This is a genomic window from Winogradskyella sp. SYSU M77433 (assembly GCF_029911945.1).
GTDB lineage: Bacteria > Bacteroidota > Bacteroidia > Flavobacteriales > Flavobacteriaceae > Winogradskyella.
This window is the reverse complement of sequence record NZ_JARYTG010000006.1, coordinates 66716-91051: the sequence shown is the minus strand read 5'-3', so window position 1 is coordinate 91051 and position 24336 is coordinate 66716. Positions and strand designations below refer to the sequence as shown.

The following is a 24336-nucleotide window of genomic DNA, read 5'->3' as shown; positions in this document are numbered from 1 at the left end:
GTTTAGTATGGCTAAGAAAAAAACAACACAGTCTAAATCTGATACGGCAGATTTTTCTAAATATATTCGTTGGTTTTGGATTTTATTCGCAAGTGGAATTGTGGCATTTGTATTGTTATTTCTATTTGCTGCTTGGGGTTTTTTAGGTGAAATGCCAGACCATACACGTTTAGAAAATCCTGAAACTAATTTAGCTACAGAAATTATTTCATCCGATAATAAGACATTGGGGAAATTCTATTTTAATGACAACAGAACACCTGTTGGATACAATGATTTACCAAAAAATTTAGTTGATGCACTAATTGCAACAGAAGATATTCGTTTTTATGACCATTCAGGTATTGATGGAAGAGGTACATTAAGAGCTATTTTTAAGCTAGGAAGTGGTGGTGGAGCGAGTACAATTTCTCAACAATTAGCAAAACAGCTTTTTACAGATCAAGTATCTGATAATAAAATTGAACGACTTTTTCAAAAAGTTAGAGAATGGGTTATTGCTATCCGATTAGAGCGTCAGTACACTAAAGAAGAAATCATGGCTCAGTACTTTAATATCTATGATTTTGGTAATAATGGTGATGGTATTCGTTCAGCTTCTAGAATTTATTTTGGTAAAGAACCAAAGGATTTGGATATGAAAGAATCGGCTATGTTGGTTGGTATGTTTAAGAACTCTTCACTTTATAATCCAAGAAGAAATCCTGTTGGAGTACACAATAGAAGAAATGTGGTTTTGGCTCAAATGTATAAATATGAATTTATTTCTGAAGAACTTAAAGATTCCCTTCAAGCAACAGAATTAGATTTAAAATACACACCAGAATCACATAGAGAAGGTATTGCTACCTATTTTAGAGAATATCTTAGAAGCTTTATGAAAGAGTGGGCAAATGAAGAAGAAAACAGAAAACCAGATGGGAGTAAATACGATTTATATAGTGACGGACTAAAAGTTTATGTAACTATCGATTCTCGTATGCAGCAATATGCAGAAGATGCTGTTGCACAACATATGCCAAGATTACAAGCTGAGTTTGATAATCAGAATACACCAGATCGTAATAAAACAGCTCCATTTTTAGAGTTAACGCAATCGGAAGTCAATAAGCTATTGAAAGACGGAATGAGACGTGGTGAACGTTGGAGAATATTAAAAAATCAAGGCAAATCTGATAAGGAAATAGAAGCGTCTTTCCACGAACCTCAAGAAATGACGGTTTTTAAATGGGTAGATGGTAAGGCAAGTGAGGTAGATACCGTTATGAAGCCAATCGATTCTATGCGTTACTATAAGTCGTTTTTACGTACAGGTATGATGTCTATGGATCCTGCTACTGGTCATGTAAAAGCTTGGGTTGGTGGAATGGACTACAAGCATTTTCAATACGATATGGTAAAGCAAGGAAAGCGTCAAGTAGGATCAACATTTAAGCCTTTTGTGTATGCTACAGCTATCGATCAACTGCAATTGTCACCTTGCGATTCATTCCCAAGAACACCTATAACAATTGAAGCTAACAAATTTGGAAATCCTGAACCATGGACCACAAAAAATTCTGATGGTAATTACTCGGGTGTACAAACCTTAAAAGATGCTTTAGCAAGTTCTACAAACACTATTACGGCTCGTCTTATGAATGAGGTAGGTCCTCAACCTGTTGTTGAAATGGCTAAAAAGCTCGGTGTTGAAGAAGATATTTTGCCAGTTCCTGCTATTGCTTTAGGAACACCAGATATTAGCGTTTATGAAATGGTCGCAGCCTATTCTACTTTTGCTAATAAAGGGGTTTATAATACACCTGTAATGGTAACACGTATTGAGGATAAAAACGGAACCGTTTTATATCAAGTAGCGCCAGAAAGTAAAGATGTCTTAAGTGAAGAAGTGGCTTATGTCACAGTCAACTTAATGGAAGGTGTAACAAATGCAGGCTCAGGTAAAAGACTGAGACATAATTCTCCATGGCTTAAAAAATCTGCAGTATATAAAGAAGTCATGACTGGTTATCCATACGAATTTAATAATCCAATTGCGGGTAAAACAGGAACAACACAAAATCAATCCGACGGTTGGTTTATGGGTATGGTGCCAAACTTGGTAACTGGTGTTTGGGTCGGCGCAGAAGACAGAGCAGCCCATTTTAGAAGTATAACTTATGGGCAAGGTGCAACGATGGCATTACCAATTTGGGGCCTGTATATGAAAGCTTGTTATGAAGATGAAACCTTGGACGTTTCTAAAGAAGATTTTGAAAAACCTGCAGACTTATCAATCAATGTTGATTGTACTGCTGTAGATGAAGGTGACCTTGGTGGAGTTCAAGAAACTGAGGAGCAAATAGAAGTAGATTTCTAAAAAAGCCCAAAGTCACACCCTTAATTTCTGAGCTGAATTTATTTGTTTAGGCTATAGTTTTTGTATTTTTCAGAAGATAAATATTCTAATATATGATTAACAAAAAAGTAGCTAATGTTGATGAAGCACTTCAAGGTGTTTCAGATGACATGACGTTTATGCTCGGTGGTTTTGGACTATCTGGAATACCCGAAAATGCTATAGCAAAACTTGTAGACCTTAATGTAAAAAACTTAACCTGTATCTCTAATAATGCAGGTGTTGACGATTTTGGTTTGGGACTGTTGTTACAACAAAAACAAATCAAAAAGATGGTATCGTCCTACGTTGGCGAAAATGATGAGTTTGAACGCCAAATGCTTTCTGGTGAGTTAGAAGTAGAACTTATTCCACAAGGTACACTTGCTGAGCGCTGTAGAGCAGCACAAGCAGGCTTCCCAGCAATTTATACTCCTGCTGGTTTTGGCACTGAAGTCGCAGAAGGAAAAGAAACACGAGAATTTGATGGTAAAATGTATGTGTTAGAACATGCGTTTAAGGCTGATTTTGCTTTTATAAAGGCATGGAAAGGTGATGAAGCAGGAAACCTAATATTTAAAGGAACTGCGCGTAATTTCAATCCGAATATGTGTGGTGCCGCTAAAGTAACCGTTGTTGAGGTAGAAGAACTGCTACCAGTGGGTTCATTAGATCCTAATCAAATTCATATTCCTGGCATTTTTGTACAGCGAATTTTTAAAGGCGAACGTTTTGAAAAACGTATTGAACAGCGAACAGTTAGACAAAGAAGTAATTAAGGAATAAAAATTCAAGAGATGTTAGATAAAAACGGAATAGCACAGCGTATAGCTAAAGAAGTTAAAGATGGATACTATGTCAATCTCGGAATAGGTATTCCTACATTGGTTGCAAATTTTGTGAGAGACGATATAGAAGTAGAATTTCAGAGTGAAAATGGTGTATTAGGTATGGGACCTTTTCCTTTTGAAGGAGAAGAAGATGCAGACATAATAAATGCTGGTAAGCAAACTATTACAACACTTCTAGGAGCAAGTTTTTTTGATTCAGCCATGAGCTTTTCAATGATTAGAGGTCAACATGTTGATTTAACGATACTTGGAGCCATGGAAGTGTCGGAAAATGGCGATATAGCAAATTGGAAAATTCCTGGAAAAATGGTGAAAGGAATGGGTGGAGCTATGGACTTAGTGGCAAGTGCAGAAAATATTATTGTAGCCATGATGCATACCAATCGCGCAGGTAAATCTAAGTTGTTGAAATCTTGCTCATTACCTTTAACAGGAGTAGGTTGTGTAAAGAAAATAGTAACAAACATGGCGGTTATAGAGGTAACAGAGAATGGCTTTAAACTTATTGAAAGAGCACCAGGTGTTTCTGTTGAGGATATAAAAGCTGCCACAGAAGGTCATCTAATTGTTGAAGGAGAGATACCTGAAATGAAATTGTAGTCCTTATACCTTTTAAAAAATATAAAGCCACTTTTATTAGTGGTTTTTTTTGTAAGATAAATCCTCGAAAAAGATGTTAAATGTTAAATAAAAATGTGTTTCATCGATTTTTAGTGTATTTAAACTGATTATTTCAAAATAAGTTTCATATTAGCAATCCCAAATCAAACGAATTAAATTAACCAAATTTACCATAAGCTTAATTTACTTTTTGCCCCAAATCTACCATGAACCGCTACTTATGAAAACACAAACAAATCTACCAGAACCTACACTACAAGAAAACCATGAGTTTTCTTATTTAGAGAACACGCTGGAGTTAGTCTCAGATGTTTTAAAATTAGCAAAAAAAGTATTCATGCTATAACCCTTTCGGTATAGCATGAATTAACTTTTTAGTATACGCCTTTTCAGGTGATTCGTATATTTTATCAGCATCACCTATTTCCTCTATTTTACCTTTATTCATTACGATCAATTGATCAGCCATATATTTTACCACGGCTAAATCGTGAGAAATAAATATATAAGTAAATCCAAATTTTTCTTTTAGAGTGTTTAATAAGTTCAAAACTTGTGCTTGGACAGAAATATCCAATGCAGAGACAGACTCGTCACACACTATTAATTTTGGTTCTAGCGCAATAGTTCTTGCAATACCAACACGCTGTCGTTGACCTCCAGAAAATTCATGAGGATATCTATTATAAGCTTCTGCATCTAAACCTACATTTTCCAAAATCTCAACAACCTTTGCTTTACGATCAGTGTTTGATGTTCCAATATTATGAACTTTCATAGGCTCTAATATGGCATTGCCTACAGTTAGTCTAGGGTTCAACGAGGCAAAAGGATCTTGAAATATAATTTGAATGTCTTTTCTAAGCTGCCGCATTTCAGAAGCTTTAAGGTTTGTTATATCTTCACCTTTGTAAAAGATCTGTCCTGAAGTGGCCTTGTCTAATTGCAAAATTGTATTGCCAAGCGTAGATTTTCCACAACCAGATTCCCCAACTAAGCCAATGGTTTCACCAGGATATACTTTAAAACTAACTCCATCTACAGCGTTAAAACCCTCATCTTTTGAGAGCCATCCCGTTTTATTGAAATACGTCTTTTCTACATTAATCACTTCCAATAAAGGAGATTGACTATAAAGTTTTTTATGATGAGATTTTCGGTCGCTTTCTGTAATAATTGTTTTTTCAATATCACCAGACATAAAATCTGAAATTGTAGGTAACTTTTTCAACCTTACTTCTGTTGATGGACGTGCTCCAATTAAAGCTTTAGTATAATTCTCTTTTGGTGAGTTAAATATAGTTTTTACATCTCCTTGCTCAACAATTTCTCCTTTATACATTACTAAAACACCATCGGCCAATTCCGAAACCAATGATAAATCATGAGATATAAATAATATACTCATTTTAGTTTCCTTTTGAAGGTCTTTAAGTAATTCTAAAATTTCTTTCTGAACCGTAACGTCCAAAGCTGTTGTAGGCTCATCCGCAATTAATAGTTTTGGTTTACAAGCTATGGCCATAGCAATCATTACACGTTGCTTTTGACCACCTGAAATTTCATGAGGGTAGGCTTTGTAGATACGCTTAGGGTTGGGAAGCTTTACTTTTTCAAATAGATTTATGACTTCACTCTTTATTTCTTTTGATGATAAATCTAAATGTTGCTTCAAAATTTCTTCAACCTGCACACCACATCGCATAGATGGGTTTAAAGAACTCATAGGCTCCTGAAAAATCATAGCGATTTCCTTTCCTCTTATAGCTTGAAATTCCTTTTCAGAACTATTAGTTATGTCTTTTTCATTAAATATTATAGAGCCAGATGTGATTTTGGAAATCCCTTTAGGAAGTAAGCCCATAAGGGCTAAAGAAGAAATTGATTTACCAGAACCAGATTCACCAACTACAGCAACAATTTCATTAGGAAGAATATCATAAGAGATATTTTTTGTAATCTGCTTCTCTAAATCGTCTTTGAAAAATGAAACATTTAGGTCTTTAACTTGAAGTAATTTTTCATTCTGCATGAGTAAATGTAGTTATTTTCTTCAATACTATTACGGGAAAACCGCAAATCTTTAGGTTAGCTATGTAGTTCATCGAAAACGTTTTCGTAACAATTTTTATTTTAACAAAACATTAGTAGTTTGAATTGAAATTTAACACAAAAACCATTAATTATTTAAAATTTTTACATGAAAACTACATTTAGATTATTGCTGATGAGTTTCTTATTCATGGGAATCTCATTTGCACAGCAACGTGAGTGTTCAACGATGGAAAATCTTGAATACAGAAAACAATTAGATCCAGGCTTACAAAAGCGTATGAATGACATTGAGAAATTTACGCAAAAGAAAATTAATGAGATGTCAGCCAAGAGTATCAGTGGAGATGTTATAACTATACCTGTTGTGGTACACGTTATTTATAGCAATTCTAATGAGAATATTAGTGATGCTCAAATTTTATCTCAAATTCAAGTATTGAACGATGATTTTAGACGATTGAATTCTGACGCTGACAATACTTGGTCGCAAGCTACAGATACTCAAATAGAGTTTTGCATGGCTTCAGTGGATCCAAATGGTAATTCTACAAACGGTATTACTAGAAAATCATCGAGTAGAACGTCTTGGGGAACAAACGATGCTATGAAAAGTTCATCGCAAGGCGGAGTAAGTCCTTGGGATACTTCTCAGTACTTAAACATGTGGGTATGTAATATTGGAGGAGGAATCCTTGGTTATGCACAATTTCCAGGCGGAAGTGCAGCCACAGATGGAGTTGTTATGAGTCCACAATATTTTGGAAGTAGTGCAGGAGGTTCAGGTTTTTATTTATCAGCACCTTTTGATTTGGGAAGAACGACAACTCATGAAGTTGGACACTATTTAAACCTTCGTCACATTTGGGGTGATGGTGGCTGTTCTGTAGATGATTTTGTAAGTGACACACCAACATCTGATGGAGCAAATTATGGTTGCTCAATAGGTCATGTATCATGTGGAACAACAGACATGGTACAAAACTATATGGACTATAGTGATGATTCTTGTATGAATTTATTCACCCAAGGACAAAAAGATAGAATGCGCGCTATTTTAGCACCAGGAGGCGTTAGAAGAAGTTTGGCTTTATCTGATAAATGTAATGGTGGAGGTACAACACCTAGCTGTTCAGATGGTATTCAGAACGGTGACGAAACTGGTGTAGACTGTGGTGGTTCATGTGCACCTTGCCAAGTGGCTTGTACAGAAAATCCAGTAAATATCTCAATTACTTTAGATAACTATCCTGAAGAAACGGCTTGGACTGTTACTAATAGTGGTGGACAAACTGTAGCTTCTGGTGGTACTTATGGTTCTCAACCAGATGGCTCTACAATAACAGAAGATTTATGTTTACCAGACGGTTGTTATACATTTACAATAACAGATGCCTACGGAGATGGAATTTGCTGTTCTTATGGAAATGGCTCATATTCTGTAACAGATGCTTCAGGAGTTGTAGCGTCAGGTGGATCATTTGGTAGTTCTGAGTCTACAGAGTTCTGTTTAGGAAGCACACCAGAACCAACGTGTAGTGATGGTATACAAAATGGTGATGAAACAGGTGTAGATTGTGGAGGTTCTTGTACACCTTGTTCTACAGGCGGAACAGATGTATTACACCAAGGTTATTTTGAAACTGGCTGGGATGGCTGGTCTGATGGTGGAAGTGATTGCGATCGTTATTCAGGATCACGTTCTTACGAAGGTAGCTATTCTATAAGAATTAGAGATAATTCTGGTACAGCTTCAGCCATGACTTCACCTTCATTTAACTTAACGAGTTATAATCAAGTTGAAGTTGAATTTTACTTCTATTCATACAGTATGGAAAGTGGTGAAGACTTCTGGCTACGTTTCTACAATGGTTCTTCTTGGACAACCGTAGCTTCATATGCTAGTGGAACAAACTTTAATAATAACACATTCTATACAGCAACAGTGACTTTAGACGCAAGTCAGTACAATTTTGCTAGTAATTCTCAATTTAGATTCCAATGTGATGCTAGTGCTAATGCAGATCATATTTATATAGACCAAGTTACAATTACAGGAATCGGTGGTGGAACACGAGCTACTGAGGATAGTATAAAACCTCTGAGAACTCTAAATGAGGAACCAATGGATTCAGAATATGATTTCTTAATGTATCCTAATCCTGTAAAAGGCGGTACGCTTTATATTAAAACGTTTAGTGATAATACTGTTTCTTATAAAGTGATAAATATGCTAGGACAGACTGTATCATCAGGAAAAGCATCTACTGAAATCGATGTTGCTACTTTAAAAGCAGGGATGTATTTCTTAGAAGTGAATGATGGTGAAGATATAATGACAAGAAAGTTTATTAAAGAATAACAACAGATAAACCAGTGTAAAAGAAAAGTCCTGATGAAAATCAGGACTTTTTTATATGTGTTTTATTTCATTTTCATGAAGGAGTTCATCTCCTCGTAAACGCAAGAAAACTTGGGCTACAGCAACGGTGTCTTTTTCGCAATAGGTAATGATTCTATCGATATCATTTTCCTCGTAATACACACGATAGACTTCGCTGCCATCAATGTCGTCTTTTGGAGAAGGAATACCCAATACATTGGTTAGTAGTTTTAGAGAAGTGTAGGTTTTATAATCACCAAACTTCCACAGCTCTAAAGTATCTAAATGTGGTACTTCCCAAGGTTTTTTACCAAATAGATTGAGTTTGTATGGCAATTCTATATTATGAATAATCATACGTCTGGCAATATATGGGAAGTCGAATTCCTTACCATTATGTGCACAAAGCAAATGCTTGTTTTGACTAAAATGAGAAATGATGAGGTTTTTAAAGTCTTTTAGGATTTTATCTTCTTCACCGTAGAAAGAAGTCACTCTAAAACTTCGCATTTCACCTTCCATTTTAAAATAACCTACCGAAATACAGATAATCTTTCCAAACTCTGCCCAAATGCCAGCTCTGTCGTAGAACTCCTCAGGTGAAAACTCTTCTTTACGTTGATATCTAGATTTAGCCTCCCAAAGATATTGCTTGGTGGTATCTAGCTCTGAAAACTTTTCCGTTTCCGGAACGGTTTCAATATCTAAGAATAATATGTTTTCAAGATTGAGTTTGCTAATCATTTTTAGACGTTTTGTTTATTAATAGAAAACCAAAAGCTATTAATTGTATGTAGTATGTCAAAGAGGAAATTGTTAATATCATTGGGTTTTGTATCAGGTATTGTTTATAGGTTTCCAAACCTTTAAAGTAATTTTCAAAAGATGATATTCCGTACTCGTCATTGACAAAGTGTAAAACTTGAATTAATATATAAAAAATAATTAACCTTATTGTGTAATCCTTTAGTTTTTCGATACTTAGCTCTTCTTCTTTGTCTAAGAATTTAAGAAAAATCTGTACGAGAATTATGAATACTAATATTTGAGTTAGACCTTTGAATATTATATTTAATAAAGGTGAGATATTATTAAAAATGAGTACTTCGCTAATTGCTGTTCCGATAAAAAAGGCTAAATCATAACAAATGAGTAATAAAAATCCTCCAATAGCTATGAGTAAAAAATGTTCTTTTGTTAATGTCTTAATCAAGTCAAAGATTATATTATTTATTCATCATCTCATAAGCCTCTTGAATATACAACGTAATGTCGTTTGTAAACTTTCCGATACCAGAATCTGGAGATTTCTGATGTCCAAGCCTAACAATAATAACATTGTCTTCAGGTTGCACAATAACATACTGTCCTAAGTGACCACGCATCATAAAAAAGTGTTTGCCGTCCACATCTTTCATCCACCAACCGTAACCGTATTCTGGACTTTCAGAAAAACGAGGTGTAACGGATTTGGCTACATAAGCAGAATCTAAAATTTGTTTGCCATCCCATTTGCCATGATCTTTAAATAGTTTTCCAAAACGAGCAAAGTCCTTAGCATTACCTGCCATACAGCAGTAAGCTTTTACCAAGTCGTGATCTTCACTATCTACTTGCCATAAAATATCGTTTTCAGAACCTAGAGGTTTCCAGAAGCTTTCTTCTAAATAATCGTACATTTTTTTACCTGTAGCTTTTTCAATTACCATAGCTAACATTTGTGTATCGCCACTAGCATATTTAAAAGCTTGTCCTGGTTCTTTTTCCATTTTTAAACCGTTCATTACTTTGGCTAAATCATCATCAAAATAGGCACGTGTTGTAATGGATAATGGTGAATAATATGCTTCGTCCCAATTGGTACCAGATGCCATACTAGATAAATCACCTACTGTCATTTTTTTGGCTTTAGCGTCACAAAAAGCGGGAAGAAAATCGCAAACAGGCTGATCTAAACTTTTAATATAACCATCTTGGATAGCCTTAAACATTAAACCAGACACGTAACTCTTTGCCATAGAAAAACTGTTGGACTTAGAGTCTTCACCAAAGCCATCAAAGTATTCTTCAAACCAAACACTATCATTTTTAATAATGACATAAGCTATGGTTTTCCAATCTTCATTTGCTTTTGCTAAACGATCTGTTGGCTCAACAGAATTATAAGCCTCGTGCTTTGGCCAAGGTTCAGGATTATTACTGGCTTCTATAAGTTGGTTGTCAAATTCTTTATAATCTTCTAAATAGGCTGTGGAGTGACCTTTTAGATAGATGGTTCTTACAGCTTTTATTAGATAATCGGTATCAGTAATGTAGAGTGTAGCAATGACTAGCGCAAAGAAGATGACTAGAAATTTTAAGAGTTTCTTCAAGAATTTCATATGTTAGTTTTTATGTACTAAATATACAAATTAATGGATGTTATCTAAAGATTTTGGAGTTCTCTGTTTTATCTCCATAATTTCGAATATAAGTTTTATGATTATAAAAGGAATTATAGCCACAATGGTTTTGTAAGACCCAATATCTAAATTAAAATCGCCAAACTTTCCATTAAAGAAAGCCCAAGTAAAAATGCCTAATAATAGCGAAAGATGTAAGGTGATTAAACCTTTGGAAAAAATAGTATAAGGACTATTTTGAATGTTCTTTAAGCCATAATAGAACTCGTAAATTTCCCTCAATAAAAAAACTGTAACACTTAGGTTGAAGAAAGCATTTTTAAAAAAGAAAACTCCAAAATTTCCAAGTACTGTATCGCTAGATTTCCAATCTATAATAAAACCAAAAAACACTATAATAAACACAAAATATATGGACAGCATAAATAGTCTGCTTTTTGCCATTTTCTTGTAAACAAGAGGGTTTGGGATGTTTGAACGGTTAAAAAAATAGTTTAAAAAATTGAAAATGGTTTTCAGAAACTCATCCATCCAAAACAAATAAACAAGGTAAAACATACTTATCTGTTCGTTTTTTATGGCGATGATAGTAAAGACACTAAAGGCTAGTAATGATAGTATTTCGCCGATGAGGTATTTATTCAACTTCATAGTAAAACCGAATTAAAATAAACGTTGCTGTTTGTATTTGCTTTCGTGGTTAAGTAGCCACTGTTTTCTATGCAAACCACCTGCATAACCCGTGAGACTTCCGTCTGTACCAATAACGCGATGACAAGGCACAATAATCCAAAGTGGGTTTTTACCATTGGCGCTTGCTGCAGCACGTATGGTTTTGGCATCACCAAGTTGCTTGGCAAGATCGAGGTAAGAAATCGTTTTTCCGAAAGGGATTTTTTCAAGTTGTTTCCAGACTTTTTTCTGAAAATCTGTGCCTTCAGGATTTAATTTTAATTCAAAAGTTTTAAGCTCGTTATTAAAATAAGCTTTAAGCTGAGTGACACAATCTAAAAGCGATTCAGGAATACTTTCAGAAATATTTTCAGTTGTATCTACTATTGAAACGGAAGTAATGCCATCTTGGTTGCCAACTATTTTGGCATATCCAAGCGGAGTTTCAATATAGCAGCTTTCCATTAGTTTTCAGGATTATCACTTTCAATAATTCCGAGGCGTCTTGCTCTAGTTTCCCAGCTTTTTCTAGCTAAAAGTTGTAAATCAGAAACGTTATCACTTTCATCCATAATTTCGAGACCGAGTAGTGTTTCAATAACGTCTTCCATAGTTACGATGCCGCTTACTGAACCATATTCATCTACCACTAAAGCCATATGGTTTCTGCTTTCTACAAGTTGTTCAAAAAGTTTTGGAATTGGAATTGTACGATTAACAATAATGATACTTCTTTTGATATCGGATAATAACTTAGCTCCATTACCAAGCCCCATTTCTTTAAAAACTTCATCCTTTAGAACCAAACCAGTAATGTTATCTTCATTTTCTGTGTACACAGGAATTCTTGAAAATCTAATGTTAGAATTAGCTTCAAAAAAATCTCTGACACTTGTTTTTTCGTTTGAAGTTTTTAAAACCGTTCTAGGCGTCATGATATCTTTGGCTTGCACCTCTTTAAAGTTGATGAGGTTTTTAATCATGGTACTTTCACTTTCTTCAAAAACACCTTCTTCGTGAGCGATTTCTGCCATTGCAGCAAAGCTTTCACGATTTAAAACACTACCATGACCTTTGCCTCCAATAAGTTTTGTAGTGAGTTGAAGCAGCCACAAAATACCAGTCCATTTTAGTGGGAATATTAAAATGTTTAAAGCCTTTGCTGTAAAATTAGCGAGTTGTTTCCAAAACGTTGCTCCAATAGTTTTTGGGATAATTTCTGAAGCTACCAAAATTAAGATAGTCATTATGGTAGAAACTAAGCCGACCATAACATCTTCCGTAAATTCTATACCAAGAACACTATGTTTTGTATCTCCATAAAGTTCTGCATAAGCCACTTTTGCTTGTACACCAACCAAGATGGCACCAACGGTGTGCGCAATGGTGTTTAAGGTTAAAATGGCTATAAGCGGACGATCAACATCCTTTTTGAGTTCTTCTAACTCTGCAGCATAAGCTTTACCTTCTTTCTTCTTAACATTAAGAAATGTTGGTGTAATACTTAGTAAAACAGCCTCGAGAATTGAACATAAAAAGGAAAAGAAAATGGAAATGATGGCGTAAAAAACGAGTAAGCCCATTAATTTTTTTGGTTTAAGTTAATGCTAAGTTACGAAATGAAATAAGAAATTTACTTAGAAATATATTCGAATAGCTTATAGCTATCTTCTATTGATAAATTAGGGAACTTCACACAATTTGAATTATATAAACTATCAAGAGGATGAACACGCCTATTTTGTTTTATAAATAAACTAAAACTTATAGAGTCATAAAACGTAGCTTTTTTGGATAAGGCTGGTCCAGTCATATTCTTATCCAGTTTGTGACAAGCTGCACAATTAGTATTGTAAATTGTTTTTCCTTCTAAGATTTCGTTAGATGATATTGGATTTCCACAAAAAGGTTCAAAATCTCTCACACCACAACCAGGTTGTTGGTAAGAAGTGGTTAAAGAAAAAAATAAAATAAATAAACCTCCAACGATTATAAAAACTGATATGAAGGCAAATTGTTTCAAAATTTATTGCATCAATTTCATAACATCCTTAGCAAAATAACTTGCTATGATATCTGCACCAGCACGTTTAATAGCAGTGACTTGCTCTAGCATTACAGCATCATGGTCTAACCAACCTTTTTCGGCAGCCGCTTTAAGCATAGCATACTCTCCAGATACCTGATATACAGCCACAGGAATGTCAAAAGTATTTTTAATATCCCTAACGATATCTAAATAGCAGAGTCCTGGTTTTACCATGACGATATCAGCACCTTCGTTAATATCCATTTCGGTTTCTTTAAGCGCTTCTTCTCTGTTGGAAAAATCCATTTGATAAGTTTTTTTATCCTTTGGTACATCTACCATATCTACAGGTGCAGAATCTAAGGCATCTCTAAAAGGACCATAAAAAGCAGAGGCATATTTAGCTGAATAGCTCATAATGCCAACATCGATAAGATTAGATTGATCTAACGCCTCTCGAATACCAAGAATACGACCATCCATCATATCGCTAGGTGCTACAAAATTGGCTCCAGCTTCGGCATGAGAAATACTCATTTCGGCTAAAACTTCAACGGTAGCATCGTTAATGATCTTACCATTTTCAACAATACCATCATGTCCATAAGATGAAAACGGATCTAAAGCCACATCTGTCATTACCAACATATCTGGGCAAACGGCTTTTACAGTTTGTATAGCACGTTGCATTAGTCCATTTGGATTTAATGCTTCTGTACCTTTGTTGTCTTTTAATTTATCGTCAACTTTAACGAATAGCAAAACCGATTTTAACCCCAAACTCCAAAGTGTTTTTACTTCGTCTTTAAGTAAGTCTAGGCTAAAACGATAGTAATTAGGCATAGAAGCAATTTCTTCTTTAACGCCTTTTCCTTCAACCACAAAAAGCGGCACTAAAAAATCGTTTGGTGTTATATAAGTTTCTCTAACTAAACTTCTAATAGCCTCGTTAGTTCTTAATCTTCTATTTCTTCGTATTGGGAACATAATTTGTAAATCTGAATATGAAAGTGAATATGCTTATTTTTAGCGAATACAAAGTTAATCAATATAACCCATTTTAGAGTGTTAGAAAGTCTTAGTCTTTTAGAATTTAAATTTCCATGGAGAAGCTATCAAAAGCAACTATTAGATAATTTTGAGACACATATTTTAGATCAGCATTTTCATGTTATTGCTCCACCAGGATCAGGTAAAACAATTTTAGGTATTGAAATTCTTCGACGAATAGGAAAGAAGACACTTGTGCTTGCACCTACATTAACGATTAGAGATCAATGGCAAGATAGACTCCAGTCGTTTTTTACAGATGATAAGCCTTTTGAAGCCTTTTCGTTTGATGTAAAAAATCCAAGCGATATTACTTTTTCTACCTATCAGTCTTTGCATTCATTTTACAAGTCATTTGAGAATAAAGCCGATTTTCTTGAATTTTTCAAATCACATCATATTGAAACGCTTGTTTTAGATGAGGCACATCATTTAAAAAATGTCTGGTGGAACTGTTTAATCGCCTTAAAAAAAAGCAAACCTTATTTTATCGTGGCACTAACGGCAACACCTCCTTACGATAGCTCTAGCATAGAGGTTGGTAAATACTTTACGCTATGTGGTGAGGTTGATGATGAAATTTCTGTACCTAGCCTCATTAGAGAAAAAGACCTTAGTCCACATCAAGATTTTGTGTATTTCTCAAAGCCTTATGATTCGGAAATTCATCATATTAAAGCCTATAGAGATGGCATAGAGGCGTTTAAAAGCAATCTGTTTAGTGACCATAATTTTATCGCATTATTAGAATATCACAGATTTTACCAAGACCCTTTAGGATATGAAGATGAGATTTATTCTAATACCAGCTTCTTTTCTTCAATTTTAATCGCTCTTAATACTTTAAGTGTTTCTATAGACCGTTCTAAATTAGAAGTTTTAGGTGTTTATAAGTCAGATAATATTCGCTTTCCTAAGTTAGATATACATTGGTTAGAAATTCTTCTACAAAACCTACTTGTTGATGACAGAGAAAATTTAGAAGATTATGAAGACTATCTTTCTGTTTTAGAAAAAGAATTGCGTAAACTCAATATTCTTGAAAAGAATAAAGTGAATTTTTCAGGAAATGATACACTTTATAAATCTTTAGCTTTTAGTCCAAGTAAACTAGAAAGTATTGTTGAAATTGTAAACTCTGAGCGATTATCTCTTGGTACAGAATTAAGCTGTGTTATTCTAACTGATTATGTTAGAAAAGAGTTTTTAAACACCTTAGATGAAGAGGTTAATAAGATTAATAAAATAGGTGTTTTACCTATATTTCAATACATAAGAACGAGTACAGTTGATAATAAAGATTTAGCAGTGTTGACTGGCACAATTGTTATTGTTCATTATTCTATAATGCATGCTGTTGAAGCCTATAGTGGAGATGAAAATTATACATTTTCAACATTAAAAGCAGATGATAATTTTGTAATGATATCGGGTTCTAATACGGCTAAAAAAGCATTGGTTGTTATCATCACGAAACTTTTTGAAGATGGTATAATAAAAGTTCTCGTTGGTACTAAAGCCTTATTGGGAGAAGGATGGGATGCTCCGTCGATAAATAGTTTAATACTCGCATCTTTTGTGGGATCTTTTGTGTCTTCAAATCAAATGCGTGGTAGAGCGATAAGAATAGATGCTGAGAGACCAAACAAAACAAGTAATATATGGCATTTAGCGTGTGTTGATCCTACAGATGCTAGCGGAGGAAGTGAAATAGAACTTCTTAAACGACGCTTTGAAGCTTTTGTGGGTATTACGAACACAAAAATTCCTTTTATAACTAATGGATATGAACGACTGTCAATTCCTAAAGATATTTTAACGGATAACCTAGATCGTTTAAATTCTGAAACAATAGAACGCTCAGAAAACAGAGATCACACTTTTGTTCAATGGAAACAATCTATAGGCGAAGGCAGTAAATTAACAAGGCAACTACAATTTCAAAATTTTAAAACATCAGAATTTAAGGCAGCACGAGAATTGTACTTGTCTAAATTGGCACCATTAATTATTGCTGAGATTATCTTATTTCTTATAGTATTTTTTTTCGGTACCATTACACTAGTTTTTAGCTTTTCTTTAAATGAAAAGTTTTTAAACACAATACAGCTTATAGGCTTAATAACTATGGCATTTTTTGGCTACAAGTTATACAGAATGACAGTTTATTATTTGAGACATGGATTTCTTCATAAAAAGCTCAAAAGAATGGGACGTGTCATTTTAGAAACTATGAACGACATGAACCTACTCACTACTGATAAAAAGTTGGTTTCTGTTCAATCTGAAGAGCGATATAATAATGCGGTGGTATGTAGTCTAAAAGGAGCGAGTAATTATGAAGAGGCTTTTTTTCTTAAAACACTTACTGAGCTTTTAGAACCGGTTAAATCTCCTAGATATATTATTATAAATACAAATTTTTTTAAGAAAGGTTTTAATATTGAAAATTTCTATCCTGTTCCTGATGTTTTTGGCAAGAATAAAGAAGATGCGCTTTGCTTTCAAAAGCACTGGACGCATTACATGGGTAAAAATAAATTAATTTATACAAGGCAACCAGAGGGCAGAAGGTTGTTGTTAAAAGCTCGGATGTTTCACTATAAAAATGAGCTTAAAGATAACATAGAAGCTTCAACAGTTTGGAAGTAAACATTTTCTGTTTACGGCGTCTTTTGGATGTTTTATAATCCATATTTTTTATTGAAATCATCAGCAAGTTTAATCCATTTTTTAGGAGCATTAAAACGGTAACCTATGTAGAATTCCAAAAAAGGAATCGTATCATCTTGTACTGTTGAGGCATCAATCTTATGTTCAAGTAAGATGATATTTGAGTTTATTCCTGCAAAAAAAGTATCAGAGTTATAACCGACTACTGCTCTCCCAGAAAAATCATATAAAATAGAAGTGAAATCTCCTTCTCCCAGATTTGAACTATGATTTAAACCCACACCAGCATGAGCACCAAGGGAGAAAAGAAAATTTTTAGTCAAACAAAAGTTATAATAGTAAGAAGGTCCGACAGCAATGTCAAATGAAGATGCTTTTTCATCAATATCTTCTAAGGTTAAATGGTATTTTGTATAATAGTAATATATAGATGGGACAAAACTACCAGCACTTTTGGTTTGCCATTCATTCTGAAAACCTATAGCTCTAAACGAAAAATTCTTATTAAAAATATATGAAGTCGATCCTCCTATTTTGAAAGTTTTTACACCGCTGAGATTGACTCTTTGATTGTTTGATGAAAAGTAAAAGCCTTTTTGGTTATACAGGTCAATAGTTTGCATCCACTGACCTAAAAATGTCCTAATATTTAGGTTGAAAAGTCTGGAGTTATCATTGTCTTTATTAGCATTGAAAAATTTAGGAGAAAAACCATAATCTATTTCAATACTTCTAAAGAGAACAGAAAACCCCAAATACTCCCTTACATTTGGTTTTAGTTCGTATTTGGCATTATTTGCAACATCATTTATAATAAAACTATTGGAAGTGTTTACTAATGAAATTCGTGTTGATATTTTGTTAGGGAAAGTTGTTATATATTCATTCGTAGTTAGACTGTCTTGTTGTGAGTGTAAGAATCCACAAAAGAGAAACAGCATCACTATTTTGAATATTAAACCCACTCTCTAGGATTTTGTAAAACATCAATCAATTTTTCTTCGTCGCTTCCTTTTTCAGGATGATGGTCGTAAACCCATTGCACGTGTGGTGGCAAACTCATTAAAATACTCTCTATTCGCCCGTTGGTTTTAAGTCCGAATAGCGTGCCTTTATCGTGTACTAAATTGAATTCTACATAACGGCCACGTCTTATTTCTTGCCAATCGCGTTGTTCCTGAGTATAGTCTAAATCTTTGCGTTTTTCAACAATAGGTACGTATGCTTCTAAGAAACTATCACCAACTTCGGTAACGAAATAGTACCAGTTTTCCATGGTCATAACATCACTTGCTTTACAATAATCGAAAAACAAGCCACCTATGCCTCGAGCTTCATTACGGTGCGTATTATGGAAGTACTCATCGCAACGCGCTTTATATTTTGGGTAGAAGTTGGTGTTGTGCTTATCGCAAGCCGTTTTACAGGTTTGATGAAAGTGTTTAGCATCTTCTTCAAACAAATAGTAAGGCGTTAAATCTTGTCCACCACCAAACCATTGATCTACAATATTACCATCTTGGTCATACATTTCAAAATAGCGCCAATTGGCGTGTACTGTTGGTACCATTGGACTTTTAGGATGGATAACAAGGCTTAATCCACAGGCAAAAAAATCAGCATCTTCTACACCAAAATACTTCTGCATGCTATCTGGTAATTTGCCATGTACACCAGAAATATTAACACCACCTTTTTCAAACACATTGCCGTTTTCTATAACACGAGTTCTTCCTCCGCCACCTTCTGGACGCTTCCAAAGATCTTCTTGAAATTTTGCTTTGCCATCAATAGCTTCAAGTTTAGAAGTGATGGTGTCTTGTAATTGTTGTATGTAGTTGTAAAATTTGTCTTTCAAAATCTAACTTTTATATAATTCATATAACTCCATATCCAAAGGTTTTTCACCGATAGGAGTAAATTCATTCTTAAGAGTTTTTTGCCATTCAAAACTATTATTCAAAGCGACTTTAATGCTTGATAAGTTGTCTTTATGAGCAATAATTTGAAAAGCTTTCAAGCCTAGCTCTTTACTCGCATAGTCTAATAACAATTCAACAGCTTTGCTTATAATTTCTTTTCCCTTAAAATTATAATCTATACAATAAGCAAATTCACCTTGTTTTTTATCCCAGTCAATTTCTTTAATGTAAATCAGTCCTACTAGATTTCTGGTTTCACTTTGTTTTACAGTGAATAGAAACTCCTCTTTTCTTTCAAATTGTCTAACCTTATTTTCAACAAATAATTGGGATAAGGTTGGGTTTTGATTTTGCTCAAGCGTTTTTGGGAAATAGCGTTTTAATCTATCATTATTAGTAATGGTAAAATCACAGATTTTCCAAGCGTCACCATTGTGAATAGAATTAATTTCAAAACCATCGAACTGAGCAATCATTACACAGGTAAATTACTGTTAGATATTAGCTTTTCATCCTTTAAAAGTTTAACCGTATTTAAAGAAGATGCTGTTACACTCATTGGCAAAACCAGAATAACTCCTATAACAGGAACTAATAAAAACAGTATAAAAACAATACCATTTCCTATAGCAATACCTCTGTATTTTCTAACAAACTGAATACTCTCTCTGTATTTAAAATGACGTTCTAAAGTATAATCCATATTACCAAAACCAGCATAGTAAGCCTGAACTAGAAAGAGTAGAATGGTAGAGAAAATATTTACGACTGGAATAAATTTCAACAATAAAATAGGAAGTGTAATTAGAAGTTCTCTGATAAGGTTTCTAGCATTGATTCTAATACCTCTCCATAACTGTTCTTGAAAAGAGGTTTTACGATGCTGATGCTTTTGCACTCCCGTAAGATGTGCTTCAATTTTTTCTGAAACAGGACTCATAAACGGAGCAGATAATGCCATTATAATGTGCTTATAAAGGATAAGTCCAATGGCAATAATGATAATCGCTCCAATAAATGTTGAAATTGATGTAAAGGTTTCTTTTCCCCATTCCCAAAACCAGATTTTTGCTATAAATCGACCAATATTATCTGACAATCCATAGGAAGACAACAGAATTGAAAATGCGGTTAATACACTAATGACAATCGGAATAGCAAAATACTTCCAAAGCTTAAGTTTAGAGATTAAACTTAATGCACCAGAATAAGCTTGAAGCCCTTTTAATATGTTATTGATCATACAAGTTGTTTTGGTTGAACATCTTAAAAGACGCTGAACAGCTTGTTAAGTTACAATATTATGCTGAGTATTCTTTAACGGCATCAATAAATGCTTTGGCATTTTCTAATGGAATGTCTGGTAAAATACCATGACCCAGATTTACAATGTATTTGTCTTTACCAAATTCGTTTATCATTTGCGTCACCATGGCTTTGATTTTTGCAGGTGAAGAATATAAACGCGTCGGATCAAAATTACCTTGTAAAGTAATGTTTCCTCCAGTTAAATAACGTGCGTTTTTAGGAGAACATGTCCAGTCTACACCCAAAGCAGATGCACCAGATTTTGCCATAACATCTAATGCAAACCAACAACCTTTACCAAAGGCAATTACAGGAGCTTCGTCTTTTAAGGCATCAATTATTTGCTGAATGTATTGCCATGAGAATTCTTGATAATCTTCAGGAGATAACATACCTCCCCAAGAATCAAACACTTGTGCAGCGTTACAACCTGCTTTTACTTTTTCTTTTAAGTAAGCAATGGTTGTATCTGTAATTTTTTGAAGCATTTGATGTGCCGCAATAGGGTTAGTAAAGCAGAATTTTTTCGCTTTGTCAAAGTTTTTACTGCCTTGCCCTTGAACACAGTAACATAAGATTGTCCATGGTGAACCTGCAAAACCTATTAACGGAATGTCATCATTAAGCTTTTCTTTTGTTACTTTTATGGCTTGATATACGTAGTCTAATGCTTCTGTAACATCTGGTACGATGACATTATCTACATCTTGTTGTGTACGTATTGGATTTGGTAAATACGGACCAAAATTAGGTTTCATTTGTACCTCAATATTCATCGCTTGAGGAATCACTAAAATATCACTAAACAAAATGGCTGCATCCATACCGTAACGACGTATGGGTTGTACGGTAATTTCACTTGCTAACTCTGGGGTTTGGCAACGTGTAAAGAAATCGTATTTGGCTTTTATTTCCATGAATTCTGGAAGGTAACGACCTGCTTGGCGCATCATCCATACTGGTGGACGTTCTACGGTTTCTCCTTTTAATGCTCTTAAAAATAAATCGTTTTTAATCATAGTGTTTAGTGTGTAGTTTTTAGTGGATAGTTGTGGCTCTATACTGCCAACAACTAAAGACTAAAAACTAATTACAAATAATTTTCATTAACCAACTCAATCACGCTTTCTACTGTTGGCACTTTAGCAATACGTACGTCTTTAAAGTGTTTGCTAGCTTCTTTTGCAGTGGTTTCGCCAATACAAAAAGCGATGCCTTTAGCTACATTTTGTTTTCTATAACTTTGTACTGTAGAAGGACTGTAAAACATCACTCCATCTACGGTTTCAGGAACGCTTAAACTATCAAACTTGGTTTGGTAAGCTTCCACTTCATTAACCGTAAGGTTATTTTCTGAAAGAATATTAGGTAAATCATCCAATCTTAGGTCACTACAAAAATAGGTGACTTCTGTTCCTTCAATATAATCTACTAAATAGTTGGCTAACTTTTTTGCGTTAGCTTCTGTATGCTTAACTTTTCCAATACGCTTTTCAACCATACGTTTTGTTCTTCGGCCAACACAATAGATGTTTTTGAATTGCAACTCTACTGCCGAAAAGTTATGTAGCAAAGCTTCAACAGCATTTTTGCTGGTAATAATAACGTTCTGAATTTCTTTTCTAACAACCGTTTTCGGAATACGGTTCAAGCTAATTTTAATAGCATCATTACTTTCTGCTACAACATCATTATGAAAAAGTAACATCTGATCGTCCGTTAACTTTTTAGTAGAATAAATATTGGTTTGTTTATCGCTACGTTGCAATTGATCAATCAGAGTTTTTCCACCTTTTTCAATAACATATTCTGCACAGAATTTTGCAATATCATTATGCTTACCGAGTGGTGCGGTTTTTACGACTTCAATTTTCTTAGTACCATCTTTACTTAAAAGAATACCTTTGAAATTGATTTCGTCATTCTTAATTAAAGCCAAAGCACCGATTGGCGCTGTACAACCACCTTCAAGACGATTTAAAAATTCGCGTTCTATGGAAGTACAAATTTCAGTTTCTTCATGATTGATTTCAGCACAGATTTGTCTTATATCTTCGTCTCTTTCTAAAGCTGTAATCATTACTGCACCTTGGGCTGGAGCAGGAATCATCCATTGAAGATTTATCGAATTTTCAGGTCTAATATTTAGTCTTCCAATGCCAGCAGCAGCAAAAATGGCTCCGTTCCAGTCGCTATTTTCTAGTTTTTCCAATCGAGAATTAACATTACCACGTAAACCAACAACAGTGTGTGTTGGGTAGCGGTTAAGCCATTGCGCTCTTCGTCTTAAACTACCTGTAGCGATAACACCTTCTCTAGCCGATAAAAATTCTTCATTGTTTTTAAAAACCAAGGTATCACTAACATTACCGCGTTTTATAACGGCAGCTTGTACAATGCCTTTTGGTAAAAGAGTAGGAACGTCTTTAAGCGAATGTACTGCAATATCAATTTCTTCATTGAGCATAGCAATATCAAGAGTTTTTGTAAAAACTCCTGTAATACCAAGTTCGTATAAAGGTTTGTTGAGTACTAAATCTCCAGTAGATTTTACAGGAACTAATACAGTTTTATGACCTAGTTTTTCAAGTTGTGCTTGAACGGTTTTTGCTTGCCACAAAGCGAGCTCACTGTCGCGTGTGCCAATGCGAATAATTTTAGACATTTTCAGTGGTTTCTAACTGGAAAATTTTTTTGATAAGTTCAATACTTTCATCTGAAGTATTACCATCTTCTCTAAGATGATGTGCAAATTGATTGGTTATTTTCTGAATGATATTGTTCGTAACCAACTCAACTTGATCTTCATTAAAATCTGCTAGTTTTTTACGTTGGGTATTGATTTCAGAATTTTTTAAATCCGTCAATTTATGTTTTATAGCTTGGATTGTAGGTACAAACTTTAGTGTGTTCAGCCAAGCGTTAAAGTCGTTTGTTATATCTTCAATAATAGCTTCAGCATCAGGAATAAATGCTTTACGTTTTTCAAGAGTGTCATCCGTAATTTTTGCTAAATCATCCATGTGTATCAAAGATACATTATTTAGCTCAGTGACGTTGCTATTCACGTTTTTAGGAATAGAAAGGTCTAAAACTAAAAGAGGCTTTTCGGTATTGATAAGCGACTTGTAAAGTGTTGGATTTTGAGCTCCTGTAGCTACGATAACAATATCAGAGTTGTTAACTTCTTCTTCTAGATTTTCAAAATCTTTTACTAAGACATTGAATTTTCCAGCGACTTCCTCAGCTTTATCTTTTGTTCTATTGATAAGTGTGATATGCGGATTTTTAGTGTGTTTTACTAAATTTTCGCAAGTGTTTCTTCCTATTTTCCCTGTACCGAAGAGTAAAATATTCTTTTCAGAAATGTTTTCTACATTATTCATGATGTACTGTACGGAAGCAAAAGAAACAGAAGTTGCACCAGAAGAGAGTTCGGTTTCGTTCTTGATGCGTTTGCTAGCCTGAATTACAGAATTTACAAGACGCTCGGTAAACGAATTTAATAAGCTTTCTTTCTTCGAGGCTCTTGCAGCAAATTTTAATTGGCTAATAATCTCAAAATCACCAAGAATTTGACTGTCTAAACCAGAGCCAACTCTAAACATGTGATTGATGGCTTCTTTGTTTTTGTATACGTAAGCCACATCTTGAAATTCTTCAACAGTACCTTTTGTGTTTTCACAAAGTAAGTGAATCAACTGGTAAGGGTGTTCTGCAAAGCCATAAAGTTCTGTGCGGTTACAGGTAGAAATTACTAAAATACTTTCAAGGCCATTGTCTTTAGCTTGTAACAAAACATTTTGTTTTGCAGTTTCACTTACACTAAAGTGACCACGAATTTCGGCATCAGCTTTTTTATAGCTAAGACCTATAGCGTAAAAGTATGTTTTTCTATGTTGTTGCATTCGCTCGTTTACCTGACTAAGGAAATTAACAAGGCAAATGTAATTTTGTTAATGACAAAAAAATAACGCTAGAAGAACTTAAAGTGTC

At 34.3% G+C, this 24336-nt stretch carries 22 protein-coding genes; 6 read left to right on the top strand and 16 right to left on the bottom strand.

The features are described from left to right. Positions 1 to 7 precede the first annotated feature (7 nt). The 4 genes from QGM60_RS12835 (at position 8) to QGM60_RS12820 (ending at position 4195) form a co-directional block, all read left to right on the top strand. Positions 8 to 2359 carry a transglycosylase domain-containing protein gene (locus QGM60_RS12835; RefSeq protein ID WP_281140657.1) on the top strand — a complete coding sequence of 784 codons (2352 nt, stop codon included), beginning with the start codon at positions 8 to 10 and terminating at the stop codon, positions 2357 to 2359. Positions 2360 to 2451: 92 nt separating this feature from the next. Further along, positions 2452 to 3156, top strand: a complete 705-nt coding sequence (locus QGM60_RS12830; protein WP_281140656.1) for a CoA transferase subunit A — start codon at positions 2452 to 2454, stop codon at positions 3154 to 3156. Between the two features lie 18 nt (positions 3157 to 3174). Next, a complete protein-coding gene (locus QGM60_RS12825) occupies positions 3175 to 3828 on the top strand; it encodes a CoA transferase subunit B (RefSeq protein WP_281140655.1) in 654 nt (217 codons plus the stop codon). A 241-nt stretch (positions 3829 to 4069) separates the two neighbouring features. Then, positions 4070 to 4195: a hypothetical protein gene (locus QGM60_RS12820; RefSeq protein WP_281140654.1), complete on the top strand. Its 126-nt coding sequence runs from the start codon at positions 4070 to 4072 to the stop codon at positions 4193 to 4195. Here the strand turns inward: QGM60_RS12820 and QGM60_RS12815 are convergent. After that, positions 4190 to 5881: an ABC transporter ATP-binding protein gene (locus tag QGM60_RS12815; RefSeq protein ID WP_281140653.1), complete on the bottom strand. Its 1692-nt coding sequence runs from the start codon at positions 5879 to 5881 to the stop codon at positions 4190 to 4192. The genes QGM60_RS12820 and QGM60_RS12815 overlap by 6 nt on opposite strands. 168 nt (positions 5882 to 6049) lie before the next feature. Here QGM60_RS12815 and QGM60_RS12810 point away from each other — a divergent pair, with 168 nt between their 5' ends. Continuing rightward, on the top strand, positions 6050 to 8263 hold the full coding sequence (locus tag QGM60_RS12810; RefSeq protein WP_281140652.1) for a M43 family zinc metalloprotease: 2214 nt from the start codon (positions 6050 to 6052) through the stop codon (positions 8261 to 8263). Positions 8264 to 8314: 51 nt separating this feature from the next. Here the strand turns inward: QGM60_RS12810 and QGM60_RS12805 are convergent, their stop codons facing one another. Genes QGM60_RS12805 through hemB form a run of 8 tightly spaced genes read right to left on the bottom strand, consistent with a single transcriptional unit; the run spans position 8315 to position 14374 of the window. Then, positions 8315 to 9028, bottom strand: coding sequence for a 3'-5' exonuclease (locus QGM60_RS12805; RefSeq protein WP_281140651.1), 714 nt, complete (start codon positions 9026 to 9028; stop codon positions 8315 to 8317). Beyond that, complete coding sequence (locus QGM60_RS12800; protein WP_281140650.1) at positions 9021 to 9497, bottom strand: hypothetical protein; 477 nt, start codon at positions 9495 to 9497, stop codon at positions 9021 to 9023. The genes QGM60_RS12805 and QGM60_RS12800 overlap by 8 nt, the downstream gene beginning before the upstream one ends. 13 nt (positions 9498 to 9510) lie before the next feature. Then, positions 9511 to 10665 (bottom strand): serine hydrolase, encoded by a 1155-nt coding sequence (locus QGM60_RS12795; RefSeq protein ID WP_281140649.1) that lies wholly within the window; start codon positions 10663 to 10665, stop codon positions 9511 to 9513. A gap of 30 nt (positions 10666 to 10695) precedes the next feature. Then, the gene (locus tag QGM60_RS12790) at positions 10696 to 11337 is read right to left on the bottom strand and encodes a hypothetical protein (protein ID WP_281140648.1); all 642 of its coding nucleotides are present in this window, start codon (positions 11335 to 11337) and stop codon (positions 10696 to 10698) included. A 12-nt stretch (positions 11338 to 11349) separates the two neighbouring features. Then, on the bottom strand, positions 11350 to 11823 hold the full coding sequence (locus tag QGM60_RS12785; RefSeq protein ID WP_281140647.1) for a methylated-DNA--[protein]-cysteine S-methyltransferase: 474 nt from the start codon (positions 11821 to 11823) through the stop codon (positions 11350 to 11352). Continuing rightward, a complete protein-coding gene (locus QGM60_RS12780) occupies positions 11823 to 12941 on the bottom strand; it encodes a hemolysin family protein (protein ID WP_281140646.1) in 1119 nt (372 codons plus the stop codon). The genes QGM60_RS12785 and QGM60_RS12780 overlap by 1 nt, the downstream gene beginning before the upstream one ends. A 50-nt stretch (positions 12942 to 12991) precedes the next feature. After that, entirely contained in the window at positions 12992 to 13381 is a 390-nt protein-coding gene (locus tag QGM60_RS12775) for a c-type cytochrome (RefSeq protein WP_281140645.1), read from the bottom strand. Between the two features lie 3 nt (positions 13382 to 13384). Then, positions 13385 to 14374, bottom strand: coding sequence for a porphobilinogen synthase (hemB, locus tag QGM60_RS12770; protein WP_281140644.1), 990 nt, complete (start codon positions 14372 to 14374; stop codon positions 13385 to 13387). Between the two features lie 78 nt (positions 14375 to 14452). Here hemB and QGM60_RS12765 point away from each other — a divergent pair, with 78 nt between their 5' ends. After that, complete coding sequence (locus QGM60_RS12765) at positions 14453 to 17089, top strand: DEAD/DEAH box helicase family protein (protein ID WP_281140643.1); 2637 nt, start codon at positions 14453 to 14455, stop codon at positions 17087 to 17089. Positions 17090 to 17121: 32 nt separating this feature from the next. Here the strand turns inward: QGM60_RS12765 and QGM60_RS12760 are convergent, their stop codons facing one another. From QGM60_RS12760 to hemA, 7 genes are all read right to left on the bottom strand, one after another. Continuing rightward, entirely contained in the window at positions 17122 to 18075 is a 954-nt protein-coding gene (locus QGM60_RS12760) for a DUF4421 family protein (protein WP_281140642.1), read from the bottom strand. Then, positions 18066 to 18968: an oxygen-dependent coproporphyrinogen oxidase gene (hemF, locus tag QGM60_RS12755; RefSeq protein ID WP_281140641.1), complete on the bottom strand. Its 903-nt coding sequence runs from the start codon at positions 18966 to 18968 to the stop codon at positions 18066 to 18068. Before hemF ends, QGM60_RS12760 begins: the two co-directional genes overlap by 10 nt. Before the next feature lie 3 nt (positions 18969 to 18971). Then, positions 18972 to 19508, bottom strand: coding sequence for a GNAT family protein (locus QGM60_RS12750; protein ID WP_281140640.1), 537 nt, complete (start codon positions 19506 to 19508; stop codon positions 18972 to 18974). After that, positions 19508 to 20275 carry an EI24 domain-containing protein gene (locus QGM60_RS12745; RefSeq protein ID WP_281140639.1) on the bottom strand — a complete coding sequence of 256 codons (768 nt, stop codon included), beginning with the start codon at positions 20273 to 20275 and terminating at the stop codon, positions 19508 to 19510. Before QGM60_RS12745 ends, QGM60_RS12750 begins: the two co-directional genes overlap by 1 nt. A gap of 58 nt (positions 20276 to 20333) precedes the next feature. Next, entirely contained in the window at positions 20334 to 21359 is a 1026-nt protein-coding gene (gene hemE / locus QGM60_RS12740; protein WP_281140638.1) for a uroporphyrinogen decarboxylase, read from the bottom strand. A gap of 71 nt (positions 21360 to 21430) precedes the next feature. Next, on the bottom strand, positions 21431 to 23005 hold the full coding sequence (hemC, locus tag QGM60_RS12735; protein WP_281140637.1) for a hydroxymethylbilane synthase: 1575 nt from the start codon (positions 23003 to 23005) through the stop codon (positions 21431 to 21433). Next, the gene (hemA, locus tag QGM60_RS12730) at positions 22998 to 24248 is read right to left on the bottom strand and encodes a glutamyl-tRNA reductase (RefSeq protein ID WP_281140636.1); all 1251 of its coding nucleotides are present in this window, start codon (positions 24246 to 24248) and stop codon (positions 22998 to 23000) included. Before hemA ends, hemC begins: the two co-directional genes overlap by 8 nt. Positions 24249 to 24336: the final 88 nt, after the last annotated feature.

What these genes read in the sequence shown, in the direction of transcription:
- hemA (WP_281140636.1), bottom strand. Translation starts at nt 24,248, where the DNA reads ATGCAACAACATAGAAAAACATACTTTTACGCTATAGGTCTTAGCTAT.
- QGM60_RS12835 (WP_281140657.1), top strand. Translation starts at nt 8, where the DNA reads ATGGCTAAGAAAAAAACAACACAGTCTAAATCTGATACGGCAGATTTT.
- QGM60_RS12785 (WP_281140647.1), bottom strand. Translation starts at nt 11,823, where the DNA reads ATGGAAAGCTGCTATATTGAAACTCCGCTTGGATATGCCAAAATAGTT.
- QGM60_RS12795 (WP_281140649.1), bottom strand. Translation starts at nt 10,665, where the DNA reads ATGAAATTCTTGAAGAAACTCTTAAAATTTCTAGTCATCTTCTTTGCG.
- QGM60_RS12815 (WP_281140653.1), bottom strand. Translation starts at nt 5,881, where the DNA reads ATGCAGAATGAAAAATTACTTCAAGTTAAAGACCTAAATGTTTCATTT.
- hemE (WP_281140638.1), bottom strand. Translation starts at nt 21,359, where the DNA reads ATGATTAAAAACGATTTATTTTTAAGAGCATTAAAAGGAGAAACCGTA.
- QGM60_RS12790 (WP_281140648.1), bottom strand. Translation starts at nt 11,337, where the DNA reads ATGAAGTTGAATAAATACCTCATCGGCGAAATACTATCATTACTAGCC.
- hemC (WP_281140637.1), bottom strand. Translation starts at nt 23,005, where the DNA reads ATGTCTAAAATTATTCGCATTGGCACACGCGACAGTGAGCTCGCTTTG.
- QGM60_RS12750 (WP_281140640.1), bottom strand. Translation starts at nt 19,508, where the DNA reads ATGATTGCTCAGTTCGATGGTTTTGAAATTAATTCTATTCACAATGGT.
- QGM60_RS12805 (WP_281140651.1), bottom strand. Translation starts at nt 9,028, where the DNA reads ATGATTAGCAAACTCAATCTTGAAAACATATTATTCTTAGATATTGAA.
- QGM60_RS12825 (WP_281140655.1), top strand. Translation starts at nt 3,175, where the DNA reads ATGTTAGATAAAAACGGAATAGCACAGCGTATAGCTAAAGAAGTTAAA.
- QGM60_RS12830 (WP_281140656.1), top strand. Translation starts at nt 2,452, where the DNA reads ATGATTAACAAAAAAGTAGCTAATGTTGATGAAGCACTTCAAGGTGTT.
- QGM60_RS12780 (WP_281140646.1), bottom strand. Translation starts at nt 12,941, where the DNA reads ATGGGCTTACTCGTTTTTTACGCCATCATTTCCATTTTCTTTTCCTTT.
- QGM60_RS12745 (WP_281140639.1), bottom strand. Translation starts at nt 20,275, where the DNA reads ATGATCAATAACATATTAAAAGGGCTTCAAGCTTATTCTGGTGCATTA.
- QGM60_RS12810 (WP_281140652.1), top strand. Translation starts at nt 6,050, where the DNA reads ATGAAAACTACATTTAGATTATTGCTGATGAGTTTCTTATTCATGGGA.
- hemB (WP_281140644.1), bottom strand. Translation starts at nt 14,374, where the DNA reads ATGTTCCCAATACGAAGAAATAGAAGATTAAGAACTAACGAGGCTATT.
- QGM60_RS12820 (WP_281140654.1), top strand. Translation starts at nt 4,070, where the DNA reads ATGAAAACACAAACAAATCTACCAGAACCTACACTACAAGAAAACCAT.